This is a genomic window from Bacillus pretiosus, from assembly GCF_052947655.1.
On the sequence record NZ_CM129593.1, the window covers coordinates 5066471 to 5084894 of the forward strand.

An 18424-nucleotide genomic window follows, 5' to 3' on the forward strand; every position below is an offset into this window, starting at 1 on the left:
CCTAGCTTTCTTTTAATTAGCCAACTTGCTACGAGCAGTTAGCTTTTAATTTTTTATTGGTTTATAGCTTACGCGACTCTTTTGAAAGAGTCGCCTACGCTTTTTATTACTACTCTAACGCTGCTGCTCCACCAACGATTTCCGTAATTTCTTGCGTAATCGCTGCCTGACGCGCACGGTTGAATGAAAGTGTAAGTGAATCGATAACTTCCATCGCGTTGTCTGTAGCACTCTTCATTGCTGTCATACGCGCTGCGTGTTCACTTGCTTTACCGTCTAGTAATGCACCGTACACTAAGCTTTCTGCGTATTGTGGCAATAGTACTTTTAAAATTTCTTCTTCAGAAGGTTCGAATTCATAAGCTGTCGTCGGTTTGTCAGACGCCACATCAGTAAGCGGTAAAATTTTATTTTCCGTTACTTCTTGTGAAATTTTACTTACGTAATGGTTGTAGTAAATATACAGCTCATCATAAGCACCATCTGCAAACATCGCAATTGCTCGAGAAGCAAGATCTTTAATATCAGTAAATGATGGGTGGTCAGATAGTCCAACTACTTCATCAATGATATTAAAGCCGCGACGTTTTAAATAATCACGTCCTAGTCGGCCAAGCACAATAATTGAATATTGGTTTGAATCCATATTATGACGTTCACGAATTACGTTACTTACTGTACGTAATACGTTACTGTTATAACCACCTGCTAGTCCGCGATCAGATGTAATAACGATGTACCCTGTACGCTTTACAGGACGCGCATTTAGCATCGGATGATTAATTCCTTTACTTCCTTGCGCAATGCTCGCTACTACTTCTTGAATCTTTTCCATATACGGAACGAAAGATTTAGCATTTTGCTCTGCACGGTTTAACTTAGATGCAGATACCATCTCCATTGCTTTCGTAATTTGACTCGTTTTCTTTGTCGAGTTAATCTTCGCTTTTATATCGCGTAAAGATGCCACAGGTTTTCACCACCTTTTTTCCGGAAGTTGGCACGATTAGTAAGAATTCTCTTCCTAATCTACGTTGCAAGATATTCTTGCTCATGATTGAAGGAAAAGAATAGGTGCACCTACTCTTTTCCTTTACATAACCGTCAGCAATCTCAAAACTTGAGATGCCTTTTATATATTATCTAGCTCCAGTGGCTTGAACGAGCCTCTGGAGCTTTTATTCATTACTCAGAAGCTACGAATACTTTTTTAAATCCATTAATAGCTGCTGCAAATTTGTCGTCATCCGCAAGTTTCTTAGTTGTGCGGATTTCTTCTAATAAGTCAGTCGCATTAGAATCTAACCAAGCATGGAATTCTTCTTCGAAACGAGTGATATCTACTACTGGGATATCATCTAGGAATCCACGTGTTAAAGCGTAAAGAATGATAACTTGTTTCTCTACACGTAATGGTTTGTGTAATCCTTGTTTTAATACCTCAACAGTACGAGCACCACGGTTTAGTTTCGCTTGAGTTGCTTTATCAAGGTCAGAACCGAACTGAGCGAACGCTTCTAACTCACGGTAAGATGCAAGGTCAAGACGAAGTGTACCTGATACTTTACTCATTGCTTTAATCTGAGCAGATCCACCTACACGAGATACAGAAGTACCCGCATCGATTGCTGGACGTACGCCAGAGAAGAATAGGTCAGATTGTAAGAAGATTTGTCCATCCGTAATAGAAATTACGTTTGTTGGGATGTAAGCTGATACGTCCCCTGCTTGTGTTTCGATGAAAGGTAGTGCAGTTAAAGAACCGCCGCCTCTTGCATCACTTAATTTTGCTGCACGCTCTAATAAGCGAGAATGTAAGTAGAATACATCCCCTGGATATGCTTCACGACCTGGAGGACGACGTAATAGTAATGAAAGCTCACGGTAAGCCGCTGCTTGTTTTGATAAGTCATCATATACTACTAATACGTGTTTACCATTGTACATGAACTCTTCACCCATTGTTACACCAGCATAAGCAGCTAAGTATAATAATGGAGCTGGTTGAGAAGCTGATGCAGTTACAACGATTGTGTAATCTAATGCACCGTGCTTACGTAGTGTTTCTACTACGTTACGTACAGTTGATTCTTTTTGTCCGATAGCTACATAGATACAAATCATATCTTCATCTTTTTGGTTAATGATTGTATCAAGTGCAACTGCTGTTTTACCTGTTTGACGGTCACCAATGATTAACTCACGTTGACCACGGCCAATTGGTACAAGAGCATCGATCGCTTTAATACCTGTTTGAAGTGGCTCATGAACAGATTTACGATCCATTACACCTGGTGCTGGACTTTCGATTGGACGAGTGTTTGTTGTATTGATTGGGCCTAAACCATCAACTGGTTGACCTAATGGGTTTACAACACGACCGATTAGTTCTTTTCCTACTGGTACTTGCATGATGCGACCAGTACGACGAACTTCGTCACCTTCACGAATTTCTGTGTAAGGTCCTAAAATAATGATACCTACGTTGTTTTCCTCTAAGTTTTGTGCTAGTCCCATAACGCCGTTAGAGAACTCTACAAGTTCACCAGCCATAACGTTATCAAGACCATGAGCACGCGCAATACCGTCACCAACTTGGATAACTGTACCAACATCACTAACTTCGATTTCAGACTGATAGTTCTCGATTTGTTGCTTTATCAGTGCGCTAATTTCTTCAGCTCTGATGCTCATGTGCTTCACCCCTATCTATTCTTCATTAATTCACGCTGAATACGTGCTAATTTTCCTTGTAAGCTTCCGTCGTAAATGCGATTTCCAATACGTACTTTAATGCCGCCTAGTAAATCTTCATCTACAACATTTTTTACGCGAATTGCATCTTTTCCCGTTCTCTTTGCAAATGCTTCTGCAATGTTAAGCTTCTCTTCTTCTGATAGAAGACGAGTAGAATATACAGTTGCGTCGGCTACGTTACGTTCTTCATTAGCAAGAACAACATATTCATCTGCAATTTCAGGTAAGATATCAATGCGTTTGTTATCAATTAAAATATATAACGTATTTAAAATAGATTCAGAAACAGATCCGAATACGTTCGCAAGAAACGTTTTCTTCTGCTCTTTTGAAATGTTCGGTTGCGTTAAAAAGCTATGTAGTTCTCCGTTCTTTACATAAACGTTTTGTACAAGGCGTAATTCCTCTTCAAACATTTCTAATACGTGTTTTTCTTTTGCAATTTTAAAAAGAGCGACAGCATAACGTTTTGCTACAATCCCATTGCTCATCGCGCTTCTCCTACTTCTTTAATATAATCGCGAATTAACTTAACTTGATCTTCTTCTTTTAACTCTTTTTCAATTACTTTAGAAGCAATTTGAACAGATAAAGAAGCGACTTGTTCTTGTAAAGCAGCAATCGCTTGCTCTTTTTCGCGTTGAATTTCTTGTACAGCAGATGCTTTAATTGATTCTGCTTCTTCTTTCGCAGCAGCAACAATAACATCTTTTTGATCTACAGCTTGTTTTTTCGCTCTTTCGATTAACTCTTGTGCTTCAACACGCGATTGTTTTAACATTTCACGTTGTTCTTCTACTAATTTCTTCGCTTCAGCGTTACTTCTTTCTGCAGCGTCGATTTCATTAGTAACATGCTCTTCACGTTCTTTCATAATTCCCATTAAAGGGCCCCACGCGAATTTGCGTAGCATTACTAATAGAAGTAAGAAAATGAACAATGTATAAGCAATCGTTCCAAATGGAATGGAAGCCCCTAATAATAAAGTTGGCACAAGGATTCACTCCCTTCAAAATATCTAAATTGATCATATGAAAAAAAAAGACATACGTTTCGTTCATAAAGCAATGGCGAAGAAAGTTCGGAAAAACACTCTTCGCCATCTATGTAAGGGGAGTCTCCCTTATTTGTTCATTACGATGAATGCAATAACTACACCGATGATTGGAAGTGCCTCAACTAAAGCAACCCCGATGAACATAATTGTTTGAAGCGCGCCTTTTAATTCTGGTTGACGAGCAACACCTTCGATTGTACGTGATACGATAAGACCGTTACCAATACCTGCACCTAATGCTGATAAACCAATTGCAATTGCAGCTGCGATTACACCTAAACTCATTTAATTTGTCCTCCTTTGTATTATAAAAAAATAAATTTTTTCTTACTTAAATTATATTAATGGTCATGGCTTACTTTATGAGCCATATAAACCATCGTTAACATAACGAAAATAAATGACTGGATTGATCCAACGAATACACTGAATCCCATCCATGCTAACATTGGTACAAGCGCACCTAATGCTCCAAGGAATGATGCCCCGCCTAACTTAGCAAGTAATCCTAATAAGATCTCACCTGCATAAATGTTACCGAATAAACGAAGACCTAACGTTAATGTGTTAGCAAACTCCTCAATAACCTTTAATGGGAATAAGAATTTCATAGGTTGGAAATAACCTTTTACGTATTCTTTCGTACCCTTCATCTTAATTCCATAATAATGGGTGAGGGTAACTACCATCACGGCTAATGTTAATGTAACTGCTGGATCAGACGTTGGTGATCTCCACCATGCAATATGTTCGCCAGCCTCAACTGTTGAATACATGAATGGTAAACCAAGGAAGTTCGATACGATGATAAACATGATAAGCGTAACGCCAAGCGTTAAGAAACGTCCACCTGTTTTCCAGTCCATCGTACTATTGATAATCCCTTTCACGAAGTCAAACACCCATTCCATGAAGTTTTGCATCCCGGTTGGGCGAAGGGCTAAACTGCGAGTTCCGATAACAGCGATTAAGAAAACTATAACTGCTGCTACAGTAACCATCATAACTGATGACAAATCGAACGTTAAACCTAGAAATTTAACTAATTTACCGTGTTCCACTAGTAATTCACCTCTCTTCCCTGCTCTTATACTCTAAATAAAGAAAATCTATGATCATGACAAGGTATCCTGTCAGCAATCCTACACCTAGGCCCCACATCGCGATTAACTCTTGATATTTGGCTGCAAATAAAATTAATAATCCAATCGTGGCGAATCTCGAATATGTACTTACCGCTGTCGCCTTAAACTTCACGTTTTCTCCATTTGTTACGCGATCCAACAGCTTGTCTGTTCTACGTGCAATGATGCGCAAACTAAGAAAACTGAAAATCGTTCCGATAATCAGCCCAAGAAATACATCCTTGTAAGAGGTGAATCCCCATCCTAGCACTAGAAGCGCAAGCAAGTAGTACATATATTTCTTTTGTCTTTGGACAAGTCCATGTACGTCTATCATCATTGCTCTCCCGAATAGTAATGTCGAATGAGTCGAATCATTGCGTATATCCCTGTTCCTAATCCGAGTAATAACCCTATAATAAGAAACAACGGAAACGTTCCAACCTTACTATCAATCCACTGCCCACCAAAGATTCCAATAAGAATAGAACCGACTAACTGAGCAAGAATACCTGACATTAAAGCATAAGCTTTTATATGGCTGCGATCGTTTTTTTGCAAGGATTCATCCCTCCAATATGTAACCCTCATTCACGATGTGTTAATAATAACTCATTTTTTTGCATAAATCCTATACAAATTAAAAAGTTTACATTTTCGTCACGGAATAGATGTATTTTTGTCACTGAAAGCCCTACCATCTATCCCCGTTGTTAGCATACAATAGGGTATTAACAGTGTCAACGAGAAATCGTAAAAAATCAAAAAATTTGAGTATTAGTCATTTCCTCCCAAAAATGAAAACGTTCCCCTTCTAAATACTGGTTAGAGATATGCAATTTCTAGCAGTTTTCTCATTATAATAGAAGGAAATGTTCACAAGTTTGTCACTATTATATTTTTACGATATAACGCTTTCCTTCCATAATATAGTGCTCTTTAGACGTAAGACTTCTATATTATATGTGGTGTGTATTCAACTTATGTTGTATATACTATGTATATTTATCCCCCCTCCCCTACCTCATCAGAGTACAAAAAAACGAGAGGGGAATCCCCTCTCGTCAGTTGTCTTACTTCGTTCCGAATAAACGGTCACCAGCATCACCAAGACCTGGTACTACATATCCGTGATCATTTAATTTCTCATCTAATGCTGCTACATAAATATCAACATCAGGATGTTCTTCTTGTACTACTTTTACTCCTTCTGGAGCTGCAACGATACACATTAATTTAATTTGTTTTGCACCGCGCTTTTTCAGAGAGTTAATTGCTTCAGCTGCAGAACCACCTGTTGCTAGCATCGGATCTAGTACGATAAAGTCACGTTCTTCTACATCCGTTGGAAGTTTCACATAGTATTCTACCGGTTGTAATGTTTTAGGGTCACGGTATAAACCAACGTGTCCTACTTTTGCTGCTGGAATTAATTTCAGAATTCCATCAACCATTCCTAAACCTGCACGTAAAATCGGAATTAAACCAAGCTTTTTACCAGCGATCACTTTTGTTGTCGCTTTGCTTACAGGTGTTTCAATTTCAATGTCTTTAAGTGGAAGATCGCGAGTAATTTCGAAAGCCATTAAACTTGCTACTTCGTCCACTAATTCACGAAAATCTTTCGTACCTGTATTCTTATCGCGAATATATGTAATCTTATGTTGAATTAACGGGTGATCAAATACATACAGTTTTCCCATGTGAATCTCTCCTTTAGATGATATTCATGCGTTTGCACGCTTTTTTACACTATTTACGATTGTAAAGAAAACGCTACTAATATTCAAGGGCAAATTTGGCAAAATCATGATTTTACGATGAATCTATCTAGTATCTTTACCAATTATGGGAGCTGTATCCTTCATTATATCGCCAAAATTTATTCATCATTTGTATACATACTTAAAGAACAATATATGTCCAAAAAAAAAACTGCCAAAACAATTACGTCTCAGCAGTCTTCTTTAATCTATTATAGGTCTGTGTACATTGGGAATTTGCTCGTTAACGCTTCTACACGCTTACTTGCTTCTTCTAATGCAGCTTCATTTTCATGATTTTTTAATGTGTAAGCAATAAGTGACGCAATTTCATCCATTTCTTCTAAACCGAAACCACGAGATGTTACAGCTGCCGTACCGATACGTACACCGCTTGTTACAAATGGGCTTGCTGTTTCAAATGGAATTGTATTTTTGTTCACTGTAATACCAACTTCATCTAACACGTGCTCTGCTACTTTACCTGTGATTTCTAAGTTACGAACATCAATCAGGATTAAATGATTGTCTGTTCCACCAGAAACAAGTGTAAGTCCTTCTTTTTGAAGACCTTCAGCTAAGCGATTCGCATTATTAATGATATTTTGTGCATATGTTTTAAAATCATCTTGTAGTGTCTCACCAAATGCAACAGCTTTTGCAGCGATTACGTGCATAAGTGGACCACCTTGAATACCAGGGAAGATTGATTTATCAATTTGTTTTGCAAATTGCTCTTCACATAAAATCATACCACCACGTGGACCACGTAATGTTTTATGTGTTGTCGTTGTAACGAAATGCGCGTGTGGTACTGGGTTTGGATGTAAACCAGCAGCTACTAAACCAGCGATATGTGCCATATCAACCATAAAGTATGCACCCACTTCATCTGCAATCTCACGGAATCGTTTGAAATCGATAACACGAGGATATGCACTTGCACCTGCAACGATTAATTTTGGTTTATGTTCTTTCGCTTTTGCTAATACATCATCGTAATTAATACGGTGAGATTCAGCATCCACGCCATATTCTACGAAATTATATTGTACTCCACTGAAGTTAACAGGGCTTCCGTGTGTTAAGTGACCACCATGAGATAAATTCATACCAAGTACTGTATCGCCTTGCTCTAAAATCGTAAAGTATACTGCCATGTTCGCTTGTGCACCAGAATGTGGTTGAACATTTACATGCTCTGCACCAAAAATTTCTTTCGCGCGATCACGTGCGATATCTTCCACTACGTCTACGTGCTCACAGCCACCATAGTAACGTTTTCCAGGATATCCCTCAGCATACTTATTCGTTAAAACAGAACCTTGCGCCTCCATTACTGCTTCACTTACGAAGTTTTCCGAAGCAATTAACTCAATCTTTGAACGCTGTCTTCCTAGTTCTGCCTCAATTGCAGCAAATACCTTTTCATCTTGACGTTTTAAATGATCCACCAAAATCCCCCTTTTCTGAACGAATTACATCGATTCCCAATAGTTTTTTCTCATTTATTCAGAAAAAACGAAAATTCAGGTTGTAATTCTTTCGAACCTTCATGTTTTCAACTACATTCTAACATGACTTTCTATATCATAAAAGAAAAAAAAGACCGAAAATCGGTCTTTTCTTTCTTCTATTATAAAGTCAGACTACATACCTTTTATCTTTCGATATAAAGCTATTATGCGACTTTATAATTTTTCATGTCTAACGGCAAGTTATAGTCTCTTCCTTCGCCGCATAAACAGCACGTGCTCCACCAATTAGTTTTCCACGTGTCGTTGCCATCGTTACATGCGCACTTCCAATTTCCTTCACACCTGTACGAACCGGAACAGCTACATGCTTTAAATGCATACCAATAAATGTATCACCAATATCCATTCCTGCATCTGCTTTAATAAACTCAATTACTACCGGATCTTTCAAATTGTGATACGCATATGTTGCTAATGCACCACCTGCTGATCTAACAGGCGTAACTGTTACAATTTCAAATTGATATTTCATCGCCAACTCTCTCTCAACTACTAAAGCACGGTTTAAATGCTCGCAACATTGAAACGCCAACTCAATACCTGTTTGTTCTTGAAATTGTTTTAACTCAGAAAAAATCGCCTCTGCTACTTCCATCGTTCCTGATGTCCCAATTCTTTCTCCTAGCACTTCGCTCGTGCTACACCCCACTACAAAAATTTGTCCACTTTGTAATGAAGCTTGTTCTTGGAAATCAGCAAGCGAAATTTGTAACTGTTCTCTTACCTTTACGATTTCTGTCATTACGCCTCTTCCTTTCACAGGTTGGTTCACCAAATTATATTTCATACTACTTCTAGTTAGAATCTATTACTTTGTTTCGTATGTTTTAATTTTCCCTACGCGGTTTTCGTGACGACCACCTTCATAGTCAGTTGTTAACCAAATTTTTGCGATGTCACGTGCTAGACCTGCACCAATTACACGCTCGCCCATTGCTAACATGTTCGTATCATTATGCTCTCTCGTTGCTTTCGCACTGAAAGTATCATGAACTAATGCACAACGAATACCATTTACTTTGTTTGCTGCAATTGACATACCGATGCCTGTCCCACAAACTAAAATACCACGATCTACCTCGCCATTCGCTACCATTTCCGCTGCTGGAAACGCAAAATCAGGGTAATCAACAGAACCAGCTTCACATTCACAACCTAAATCAATATATTCAATATTTAACTCTTCTAATAAACTTACAAGTTCTTTACGGATGTTCATACCGCCGTGATCAGATGCTACTACTACTTTCATTTTTACCCCTCCAAAGTTTCAATCAATTATCTTCATTTCTCACTCGTTACCTTAACGGAACGAAGTAATCTCCAATATCGTATTATACACGAAACATCAACCTTCTGAATGTTTTTTCAGTAAAGTTTGTACAAGTTTTTCCATCTCTTCTAACGTTTCTTTATAAATAGAAAGTGAACCGCCAAATGGATCTGAAATATCCTTACTTATCCCCTCAGTTACTCCATATAATGTATCCACTTTCTTTTCAACACTCGGATAATGCCCAAGTACAATTTGCTTATGGTTTTCCGTCATTGTTACTACAATATCTGCCCAATCAATCAAAGCTTCATTTATCTGTTGCGAAGCATGATCGATTGTAATTCCCTTTTCAGCTAAAGCTTCCTTTGCATATATCGACGCATCACTTCCAGGATAGGCGAAAACACCAGCAGATTGCACTTCAAACTTCCCTTCTCCATGATGACGAAGTAACGCCTCAGCCATCGGGCTACGGCATGTATTTCCAGTGCAAACAAATAACACTCGTTCCATCCAAACCCACCCCTTTTCTTCTTTTTCCTATCTTTCATCATAACGTACATAAGAATAGAACAAAAGAAATGTGAATATACGAAAGGCGCATTTCTCTTATATTTTTTCTAAGAAAAATGCGCCTTATCCACATATATGTGAAACCCTATTTCCAAGTGCCTAGAGTATTTTAACATACATAGCAAGCGTACTACAAAACAAAAGAAGGAATCCATTTCATATGAAACGGATTCCTCTTATACAATAATTATTTCATTGTAACTTTCATTACTTCTGTTGAACCTTTTGTAGCTGTTACGCCTACAGTTGTTTTAATAGACTCAGCTGCATCTGTGTTTGTAATAACGATTGGAGTAATTGTACTTTTCGCTTTTTCACGGATTAATTCTAAGTCGAATGAGATTAATTTATCTCCAGCTTTTACAGCTTGGCCTTCAGAAACGTGAGCTTCGAAACCTTCGCCTTCCATTTTTACAGTTTCTAATCCAACGTGGATTAAAATTTCTGTACCGTTTTTCGCTTTAATTCCTACAGCATGTTTTGTGTGGAATAATTGTACGATTTCACCATCAACTGGAGATACAACTAGACCTTCAGTAGGATCGATTGCAACACCTTCACCCATCATACGACCAGCGAATACTGGATCTGGTACTTCTTCAATATTTTTCACTGCTCCAGTTAATGGAGCTACGATTGTTTCTTCATTTGTTTTTGAACCAAAACCGAATAATTTTTTAAACATAGGATAGTCCTCCTCATAATTTACCTAAAAGTTTATAGGGCAATCCCTAGTAAAACTCGGGATACATGTAAGACTTCATACTTCGAATATTATACTGTAAAAACGCTTTCGAAATAAATTACGTCATTACTAATAGACTCTTATTGTAGCTCTTTGCAAAATTCCAGTCAATTCTGATTGTCTGAATAACAATAAGAAGTTAACTTCTACTTATATTTTCTCTTTTTTTACCCGACTTGTCTAGAGGTCTTTACTACATTTTGCTTTTTGTCGCTAATTTGTAAAATTATTTTCAAACTTTTTTCGAAACCTACTTGACTAAAGTAAGTAACTATTTTATTATTACTTACATAAGATAAGTTAATAACTTTTAGGAGGGTTTTTGAAATGATGGATATCGGTCTTCTTATTATTCGTCTTATTATAGGTATTACATTCATGGGTCATGGTGCTCAAAAACTATTTGGTTGGTTCGGCGGTTACGGTTTAAAAGGAACAGGCGGCTGGATGGAGTCAATCGGTTTACGTCCTGGTGTATTCATGGCATTTATGGCTGGCGCAACTGAATTATTAGGTGGCTTCTTATTCGCATCAGGTATTTTCACTGCAATTGGTTCATTATTTATCGTTGGAACAATGTTAATGGCAATCTTCACTGTTCACGGAAAAAATGGTTACTGGGTAACACAAAACGGATATGAATACAATTTAATGTTAATCGCTGTTGCTGTCGGAGTAGCTTTAATCGGACCTGGGGCATACGTTTTATTATAATTTTTATCTTGAATTCGAGATTATTTAGACGGAACTTACTTCGATCACAATGAAGTAAGTTCTTTTTATGTAATAAAAATATTATTTTCAGCAGGAGTTTTCCACTAACATCTTGTAAACAAACAATAAGTCGTCATATTTAGAAAGGGGATTTTACGCATGTTATCCATTAATCCAAATGAACAAACGGAAAAAGAGAATTACAAATTATTAACGGGAAGTATCATTCCACGCCCTGTCGCATTCGTTACTTCTGTAACAAAAGACGGCGTATTAAACGGAGCACCGTATAGCTATTTCAATATTGTCGCTGCTAATCCACCACTTATCTCAGTTTCTGTACAACGAAAAGCAGGAACACCGAAAGATACTTCTCGAAACGCAATCGAAAAGGGTGAGTTTGTCGTACATATTTCTGATGAATCTTACGTAGAAGCAATTAACGAAACAGCGGCTAACCTCCCGCCAAATGAAAGCGAAATTGAACTAGCAAAACTAACACCAATTGAAAGTGATGTTATCTCCGTTCCAGGTGTAAAAGAAGCAAATATTCGAATGGAGTGCGTACTAGAACGCGCAATCCCTCTTGGCGGAACAGAAGACTCACCAGCTTGCGATCTACTAATCGGACGCGTCGTTCGTTTCCACGTCGCAGAACACCTATACGAAAACGGCCGCATTCATGCAGAAGGACTAAAACCAGTAAGCCGTCTAGCAGGACACAACTACGCAAAACTAGGAGAACAATTTGAATTGGTAAGGCCTATCTAAAAGTGGAAGTGGCCCGCTTAGCTCTGACCGGCTAAGGTTCTCTCGCACAAAAGGTGCTTTTTACCTTTCGTGCGGGAGGTTGTTAGATGCGAAGAGCTAGTCGCTGGAACCGGATATATCTAAAAGCGGAGGCGGCTCGTTCAGAATCGCAGGGCATTGGAGCTCTCGACCTTGAAGTGCTTTTTGCTTCGAGCGAGAGAGCGAATGTAACTCAATTACTTCCATCACTCAAACATAAAATCCCCTGCTATTTAGCAAGGGATTTTATCATTGTAATTCTTCCTTTTTTTCCTCTAAAGTAGATACTTTCTCTTTTTTCGGTTTCCCAAGCTTAATTACTAAGAAATATAGGGAAAGCAATGTAATAAGAAAAACGATTATAAACGGATACGGAGAATAAAAGGCACGCGCTGCCTCCGTTTTTCCCGCAACAAACTTCAATGACTCAATATCTAAAAACTCAGCAAACATTTGTACACCGAGCATACTAAACCAAAAAACAAAAAAACTAATAATAATACCAAAAACTTGCTTCAATCTCGTCATTCATCTCATCCTTTCTATATCTATAATTTTTTAGCGCAATCAGTATAGTATAAATAAAACTATGCACAGAAAGGAGCTATCTTACCATTCGCGAATTAACTTCATCCAACCTAAAATTGAAATTTGCAAAATAATACCCCAAATAACAAGCCGTATTAACCACCTAGGGAAAAAAGTTAAAAATCGAATATACCATTCCAATAATTTATTCATAACTCCCTCCTATTTAAAATTATATAGGAAAAAGGAGATATAATCCAAATCCAACGAGAATGATACCACCTACTATCTCGCCATATGTGCCGAGCATATCTTTTGCATGTCTACCAATTAATAAACCAATCCACGCTAATAACATACTAACAAATCCAAAAAGTAATATCGTAATAATTGTCTGCGCCCCGTAAATACCAAGACTAAGGCCTACTGAAAAACTATCTATACTAACGCCAAATGCAAATACGAATAAACTAATTCCAATAGGGGCCGTTCTAGTCTCTTCATTCTCCAAAATAGATGAATACACAATATAGAATCCTAGTCCAATTAATAAAATAGCACCTGCAAAATGTGCAATGTCTCCATACTGTTCTGATAAAAAACGACCTAATACCATCCCTATAAATGGCATGATAATATGAAATATCCCTATAGTCATACCGATATACAGGATTTGTCTTAACTTTAAGGTCATCATCCCCATACCAAGACTCACCGAGAACGCATCCATCCCTAAAGCGAATGCCATAATTATTAAAGGTATTAGCTGTTCAAACGTCATTCATGTCCCTCCTCGGACGTGCTACTTCAAAATATGCTTATCCGAGGAGAAATATTCGGTTTGCTAATCGTACCTTACGATTCAGTAATAACCTGATGGCCTGCCGCTTTCGTTAAGCGATTCATAATGGCATTCCCTATTCCTTCATTCGGGAATGATTCACTAAAAATAACATCCACTTCACTTGCATCAAACGTTCTAAGTACATCATATAATTTAGTCGCAACGCTAGCTAAATCGCTTCGAACACCACAAGATAATACAACATCCGCGCTATATACATGCTGATATTCTTCCGTCGTTAATACACCTACTTTAAATCCTTCTTCCTTTTTCTTATCCACAATAAGCTGAATAAATTCACGTGAGCCCTCAACAATACTAAGCGGCGCTTTCGGTGCATAATGTGTATATTTCATTCCAGGTGATTTCGGTTTTTCCTTCTCATCCTTTAAAGCCGGATCTAAAGAAACAGTACCGATTACCGCTTCTAATTGTTCTTTCGTAATCCCACCTGGGCGTAATATCGTTGGAACCTCGCTCGTACAATCAATTACAGTCGATTCAACACCTACTCCCGTCGCACCACCATCTACAATACCTGCAATTTTCTCATTTAAATCTTCATATACGTGAGAAGCTAGTGTCGGACTTGGGCGCCCAGAGCGATTCGCACTCGGTGCTGCAACAGGCACATTTGCCTCTTCAATAAGAGCAAGCGCTACTGGATGATCAGGCATTCTTACTCCAACCGTATTAAGTCCTGCCGTCACCTTCTCTGAAATCCCTTCTTTTCTAGGTAAAATAATTGTTAACGGGCCTGGCCAAAAATGCTCCATTAACTTCTCTGCAACTGGCGGGATTTCTTTCACAATCCCATCTAACTGTGATTTTGTACCGATGTGGACAATAAGTGGATTATCACTCGGTCTTCCTTTCGCTTCAAAAATTTTCGCGATTGCTTCATCATTCATCGCGTTTGCACCTAGTCCATATACCGTTTCTGTAGGGAAGGCAATCGCCTCATTTTCCCTTAATAATTTTGCTGCTTCTTGTAACTGTGGATAATATTTTTTTCTTTCCACAACATTATCCACAACCCACATATTTGTATGCATTTTTTCCCACGTCCTTTTCTACCCTGAAATACTTGTCTATTTTTAGTTTACTATGAGATTTATCCAAAAGACAAACAAGGTTTATCCACAAAATGTGGATAAACCTAATTAATCCGTGGATAACTTTGTGAATAGCTGACAATTTAGTATTATTGCATTTGGCTCTTTTATATTTTTACAAAAGTGTTCTAACTGTCGAATTCCCTCTGGTACGTTTTCTTTCTCTATAGTAACAAAGTCAAAAAACTGAAAGATTGTTATAGATTGTGGATGATTTGTTAGTAAGTACAATTGTCGAATATTTTTTTCGTTCATATACTGCAAAAACATTTCAAAAAAATATAAGAAAGTCTGTTTATCCACATTAGGTGTGAATAAACAAGAACGAATCAGTGCGTGTTCTTCACTTTGTTCATATCCGATGACAGCCCGTATTTCTTCCGCCTCTTCCAAAATCATAAATTGCGCGTACAACTCATTTATTTTATCATCTTTTTTATTAGCTTGTCCGAAAAAAGAATGCAATCTTTCCACATCTGTTTTCGTAGCAAAATATACTTTCTTCATAGTAAATCCCTCCTCTTTGTTATATATGAGAAGGGACCTACTAATAGTACTATTTAGAGAATAAAGATGTAAAAGCTTCTACAATAAATAACTTAACTTCTGGCTTTTCTTCTTCCTCCTCTACTTTTACATACTCATTTTGTTTTTCTTGCTTTTGTTCCACAGGTTTCTCCACTTTTTCCACAGCTTTTGTTTCTTCTTTACTTACAGGTTGTTCTTCTACTTTTGTTTCATTTTTTACTACTTTCTTTTCAGAAGCTGTTACTTTTTTTGCGACTCCCTGCTTTACAGCTTTCTTTTCTTTCACCTCATCCTCTTTTTTCTCTTCTGTATTTACTACTTCTTCATCATCTATTTTTTTTACTTGCTCCTCTTCAGGAGATTCAGCCTTCACAACATGTTCTTCTTTCCTTACAGCTGTACCACTTGAAAAATCTAAGAAACACATCGGTGGAAATAATACACACCACCAGTTTGCCCCTTCCCCTTCCCCAATTGTAATCAATACCGCCTCATATTCCCCTGCTGGATAAATAAAATTACCATATACCTTTGTAGGGAACTTTACATTCTTACTAAATTTCACTTGAAATGAATCTTTACTTCCTTCTTTTTTCAACGTATTTGCCACTGTTTTTTCGATTTCTGGAATATGACTTTGAATGACTTTACGTGCCTCTTCAAATGAAGTTAAATCTGCTACCCATCCATCAATTTGTGCTTTTACTTCATCACGCACTTTGCGCTTTAAAGCCTGATCTTTATCTGAATCACTATTTGCTAAAATCCGTAATCGAACGGCCTCTTTCGGAATAACTGAAGGCCCTTTCGCATCAGCTTTCATATATCCAAACTGCACAAGCAACTGTGCACCAATTAATAATAGAAGAAGATAAGCAATAACTTGTTTTTTCATTTCCTCCACCGTCCCTTCTACAAACAGTGTGGACAGACTTTCATCTTTCTAAACTATTAAATTCAAAATCTATATAAATTTTTCCACAAAAAAATAGAGTAAGGTGTGAACCTTACTCCATCTCTGCAAATACCATACGATCTTTTCCATTAATATCAAAAACAACCTCAACATGAGCATGTGGAAAAGCTTGTTGTAACAACCCTTTTACATCCTCACCTTGCCCTACTCCAATTTCAAATGCCACAATTGCTTTCTTCTTCAACACATTCGGCAACTCTTCCATAAAACGGCGATAGAAATCTAATCCGTCTTCACCGCCAACAAGTGCTCTCTTTGGCTCATGCTCTTTCACCACAGGAGAAAGGCCACGCCAATCCTCTTCCGGTATATATGGAGGGTTTGAAACAACAACATCTAACTTTTGACCTGTTTTATAAAATGGTGACAATAAATCACCATGATAGAACGTTACTTCTGCGCCCAAAGTTTTTGCATTTTCTTTTGCAACTTCAATCGACTCTTGTGCAATATCTACCGTATACACATGAAGATTTTTATTTTCTAAAGCAAGCGTAATAGAAATCGCTCCACTACCTGTACCAATGTCCGCCACATGTAGTTTCTCATCGCCAAAATGACGCTCGATTCTTTCTAACACTCCCACTATAAGCTCTTCTGTTTCCGGTCTGGGTATTAATACTTCTTCATTCACAAAGAACGACCGTCCATAAAACATTTCATAACCAATCATATATTGAATAGGAATACCTTCTACATGCTTGTGAATAAACTCCGTAAAACTCGTTTCTTGTTCCACAGTTATTTCTTCACGCATATTCATGAGCATTCCGGTTCTGTTCGTCTTTAATACATGACAAAGGACAAGTTCTCCCGCATTTTCATCTCGTCCATTTTCCTGTAAAAAAGAAGAAGCCCATTTCAGGGCTTCATAGACACGCATTACTCAGCTGCCTCCATCTTTTGAGCCTGATCTTCCATCACTAAGGCATTGATGAAATCATCTAACTTACCTTGTAAGATTTGATCTAGCTTTTGAATCGTTAAACCGATTCGATGGTCTGTAACGCGGTTTTGCGGGAAATTATACGTACGAATACGCTCTGAACGATCACCCGTACCAACAGCTTGTTTACGGTTTTGATCATACTCAGCTTGCGCTTCTTGTCTAAACTTATCATAAACACGTGCGCGTAATACTTTCATCGCTTTTTCTTTATTCTTGATTTGTGATTTCTCATCCTGACACGATACAACTACACCAGTCGGTAAATGCGTTAAACGTACCGCTGACATCGTTGTATTAACACTTTGTCCACCAGGACCACTAGAAGCAAACGTATCAACACGAACATCTTTTTCATGAATACTAATTTCTACTTCTTCTGCCTCTGGTAATACAGCTACAGTTGCTGTAGATGTATGAATACGTCCACCAGATTCCGTTTCAGGAACACGTTGTACACGGTGAGCACCATTCTCGAATTTCAGCTTCGCGAACGCACCTTTACCGTTAATCATAAAGATAATCTCTTTATATCCACCTAACTCTGTATAGCTCGCTTCGATAATTTCAGTTTTCCAACCTTGTACCTCAGCATAACGGCTATACATACGATATAAATCACCAGCAAATAAAGCGGCCTCGTCACCACCAGCAGCACCACGAACCTCAACGATAACGTTTTTATCATCATTAGGGTCTTTTGGAACAAGTAAAATTTTCAGACGCTCTGACAATTCTTTATCTTGCCCTTCTAATTCAGAAACCTCTTCTTTTACCATGTCACGCATATCAGCGTCTAACTTATCTTCTAACATTGCTTTTGCATCTCTTAATTGCTCACGAACATCTTTATACTCACGGTACACCTCTACCGTTTCCTGCATATCAGATTGTTCCTTTGAATACTCACGAAGCTTATTCGTATCGCTAATAACCTCTGGATCACTTAACAATTCATTTAACTTCTCATAACGATCTTCTACAGCCTGCAAACGATCTAACACACCATTCACCTCTACATCCTAGTATCTAATACAAATAGTATATGGTACTTAATCAAAAAAACGCAAATTATATTTAAAAGCGTAAGCGGCTTGCTCAGAATCGCAGGACATTGGAACTCTCGACCTTGAAGCGCTCTTTGCTTCGAG

25 protein-coding genes are annotated in these 18424 nt (G+C 37.9%); 2 read left to right on the plus strand and 23 right to left on the minus strand.

Annotated elements, in window-relative coordinates; genetic code table 11:
* Nucleotides 1-109: 109 nt before the first annotated feature.
* The 15 genes from atpG to ACU8YW_RS26345 form a co-directional block, all read right to left on the minus strand.
* Nucleotides 110-970, minus strand: coding sequence for a F0F1 ATP synthase subunit gamma (gene atpG, locus ACU8YW_RS26275; RefSeq protein ID WP_000157696.1), 861 nt, complete (start codon nucleotides 968-970; stop codon nucleotides 110-112).
* Between the two features lie 215 nt (nucleotides 971-1185).
* Complete coding sequence (atpA, locus tag ACU8YW_RS26280; protein ID WP_000027511.1) at nucleotides 1186-2694, minus strand: F0F1 ATP synthase subunit alpha; 1509 nt, start codon at nucleotides 2692-2694, stop codon at nucleotides 1186-1188.
* An 11-nt stretch (nucleotides 2695-2705) separates the two neighbouring features.
* Nucleotides 2706-3248: a F0F1 ATP synthase subunit delta gene (gene atpH, locus ACU8YW_RS26285; protein WP_000064683.1), complete on the minus strand. Its 543-nt coding sequence runs from the start codon at nucleotides 3246-3248 to the stop codon at nucleotides 2706-2708.
* On the minus strand, nucleotides 3245-3751 hold the full coding sequence (gene atpF / locus ACU8YW_RS26290) for a F0F1 ATP synthase subunit B (RefSeq protein ID WP_001142625.1): 507 nt from the start codon (nucleotides 3749-3751) through the stop codon (nucleotides 3245-3247). Before atpF ends, atpH begins: the two co-directional genes overlap by 4 nt.
* A gap of 129 nt (nucleotides 3752-3880) precedes the next feature.
* Nucleotides 3881-4099, minus strand: a complete 219-nt coding sequence (gene atpE, locus ACU8YW_RS26295) for a F0F1 ATP synthase subunit C (protein ID WP_000052064.1) — start codon at nucleotides 4097-4099, stop codon at nucleotides 3881-3883.
* Nucleotides 4100-4155: 56 nt separating this feature from the next.
* Nucleotides 4156-4875 carry a F0F1 ATP synthase subunit A gene (gene atpB, locus ACU8YW_RS26300; RefSeq protein WP_048542682.1) on the minus strand — a complete coding sequence of 240 codons (720 nt, stop codon included), beginning with the start codon at nucleotides 4873-4875 and terminating at the stop codon, nucleotides 4156-4158.
* A gap of 7 nt (nucleotides 4876-4882) precedes the next feature.
* A complete protein-coding gene (locus ACU8YW_RS26305) occupies nucleotides 4883-5275 on the minus strand; it encodes an ATP synthase subunit I (RefSeq protein ID WP_000567600.1) in 393 nt (130 codons plus the stop codon).
* The gene (locus tag ACU8YW_RS26310; protein WP_001171220.1) at nucleotides 5275-5499 is read right to left on the minus strand and encodes an AtpZ/AtpI family protein; all 225 of its coding nucleotides are present in this window, start codon (nucleotides 5497-5499) and stop codon (nucleotides 5275-5277) included. The genes ACU8YW_RS26305 and ACU8YW_RS26310 overlap by 1 nt, the downstream gene beginning before the upstream one ends.
* A 26-nt stretch (nucleotides 5500-5525) precedes the next feature.
* Complete coding sequence (locus ACU8YW_RS26315) at nucleotides 5526-5639, minus strand: DUF4024 domain-containing protein (protein WP_048542683.1); 114 nt, start codon at nucleotides 5637-5639, stop codon at nucleotides 5526-5528.
* 372 nt (nucleotides 5640-6011) lie between these two features.
* Nucleotides 6012-6641 carry a uracil phosphoribosyltransferase gene (gene upp / locus ACU8YW_RS26320; protein ID WP_000517539.1) on the minus strand — a complete coding sequence of 210 codons (630 nt, stop codon included), beginning with the start codon at nucleotides 6639-6641 and terminating at the stop codon, nucleotides 6012-6014.
* A gap of 272 nt (nucleotides 6642-6913) precedes the next feature.
* Nucleotides 6914-8155 carry a serine hydroxymethyltransferase gene (gene glyA / locus ACU8YW_RS26325; RefSeq protein WP_000349796.1) on the minus strand — a complete coding sequence of 414 codons (1242 nt, stop codon included), beginning with the start codon at nucleotides 8153-8155 and terminating at the stop codon, nucleotides 6914-6916.
* Between the two features lie 253 nt (nucleotides 8156-8408).
* Nucleotides 8409-9026, minus strand: a complete 618-nt coding sequence (locus ACU8YW_RS26330; RefSeq protein ID WP_095205689.1) for a TIGR01440 family protein — start codon at nucleotides 9024-9026, stop codon at nucleotides 8409-8411.
* A 21-nt stretch (nucleotides 9027-9047) separates the two neighbouring features.
* Nucleotides 9048-9491, minus strand: coding sequence for a ribose 5-phosphate isomerase B (gene rpiB / locus ACU8YW_RS26335; RefSeq protein WP_000869917.1), 444 nt, complete (start codon nucleotides 9489-9491; stop codon nucleotides 9048-9050).
* Nucleotides 9492-9587: 96 nt separating this feature from the next.
* A complete protein-coding gene (locus tag ACU8YW_RS26340) occupies nucleotides 9588-10028 on the minus strand; it encodes a low molecular weight protein arginine phosphatase (protein ID WP_088064866.1) in 441 nt (146 codons plus the stop codon).
* A 247-nt stretch (nucleotides 10029-10275) separates the two neighbouring features.
* Complete coding sequence (locus tag ACU8YW_RS26345; RefSeq protein ID WP_087985978.1) at nucleotides 10276-10773, minus strand: PTS sugar transporter subunit IIA; 498 nt, start codon at nucleotides 10771-10773, stop codon at nucleotides 10276-10278.
* A gap of 387 nt (nucleotides 10774-11160) precedes the next feature.
* Here ACU8YW_RS26345 and ACU8YW_RS26350 point away from each other — a divergent pair, with 387 nt between their 5' ends.
* Together ACU8YW_RS26350 and ACU8YW_RS26355 are read left to right on the plus strand one after the other, a co-directional pair.
* Nucleotides 11161-11547: a DoxX family protein gene (locus ACU8YW_RS26350; protein ID WP_087985979.1), complete on the plus strand. Its 387-nt coding sequence runs from the start codon at nucleotides 11161-11163 to the stop codon at nucleotides 11545-11547.
* Between the two features lie 159 nt (nucleotides 11548-11706).
* Nucleotides 11707-12318, plus strand: a complete 612-nt coding sequence (locus tag ACU8YW_RS26355; protein ID WP_073517195.1) for a flavin reductase family protein — start codon at nucleotides 11707-11709, stop codon at nucleotides 12316-12318.
* Between the two features lie 267 nt (nucleotides 12319-12585).
* On the opposite strand, the gene ACU8YW_RS26360 is transcribed toward ACU8YW_RS26355, so the two are convergent.
* The 8 genes from ACU8YW_RS26360 to prfA form a co-directional block, all read right to left on the minus strand.
* The gene (locus ACU8YW_RS26360; RefSeq protein ID WP_048542692.1) at nucleotides 12586-12864 is read right to left on the minus strand and encodes a DUF3935 domain-containing protein; all 279 of its coding nucleotides are present in this window, start codon (nucleotides 12862-12864) and stop codon (nucleotides 12586-12588) included.
* Nucleotides 12865-12945: 81 nt separating this feature from the next.
* Entirely contained in the window at nucleotides 12946-13077 is a 132-nt protein-coding gene (locus ACU8YW_RS26365; protein ID WP_255288440.1) for a hypothetical protein, read from the minus strand.
* Between the two features lie 19 nt (nucleotides 13078-13096).
* Nucleotides 13097-13645, minus strand: a complete 549-nt coding sequence (locus ACU8YW_RS26370) for a manganese efflux pump MntP (protein WP_048542694.1) — start codon at nucleotides 13643-13645, stop codon at nucleotides 13097-13099.
* Between the two features lie 74 nt (nucleotides 13646-13719).
* Entirely contained in the window at nucleotides 13720-14763 is a 1044-nt protein-coding gene (locus ACU8YW_RS26375) for an L-threonylcarbamoyladenylate synthase (RefSeq protein WP_048560279.1), read from the minus strand.
* 108 nt (nucleotides 14764-14871) lie between these two features.
* A complete protein-coding gene (locus ACU8YW_RS26380; protein ID WP_088608232.1) occupies nucleotides 14872-15330 on the minus strand; it encodes a GNAT family N-acetyltransferase in 459 nt (152 codons plus the stop codon).
* A gap of 49 nt (nucleotides 15331-15379) precedes the next feature.
* Nucleotides 15380-16246: a stage II sporulation protein R gene (gene spoIIR / locus ACU8YW_RS26385; RefSeq protein WP_426934143.1), complete on the minus strand. Its 867-nt coding sequence runs from the start codon at nucleotides 16244-16246 to the stop codon at nucleotides 15380-15382.
* A gap of 112 nt (nucleotides 16247-16358) precedes the next feature.
* Nucleotides 16359-17210: a peptide chain release factor N(5)-glutamine methyltransferase gene (prmC, locus tag ACU8YW_RS26390; protein WP_087985982.1), complete on the minus strand. Its 852-nt coding sequence runs from the start codon at nucleotides 17208-17210 to the stop codon at nucleotides 16359-16361.
* Nucleotides 17210-18277 (minus strand): peptide chain release factor 1, encoded by a 1068-nt coding sequence (gene prfA, locus ACU8YW_RS26395; protein ID WP_002096180.1) that lies wholly within the window; start codon nucleotides 18275-18277, stop codon nucleotides 17210-17212. The genes prmC and prfA overlap by 1 nt, the downstream gene beginning before the upstream one ends.
* Nucleotides 18278-18424: the final 147 nt, after the last annotated feature.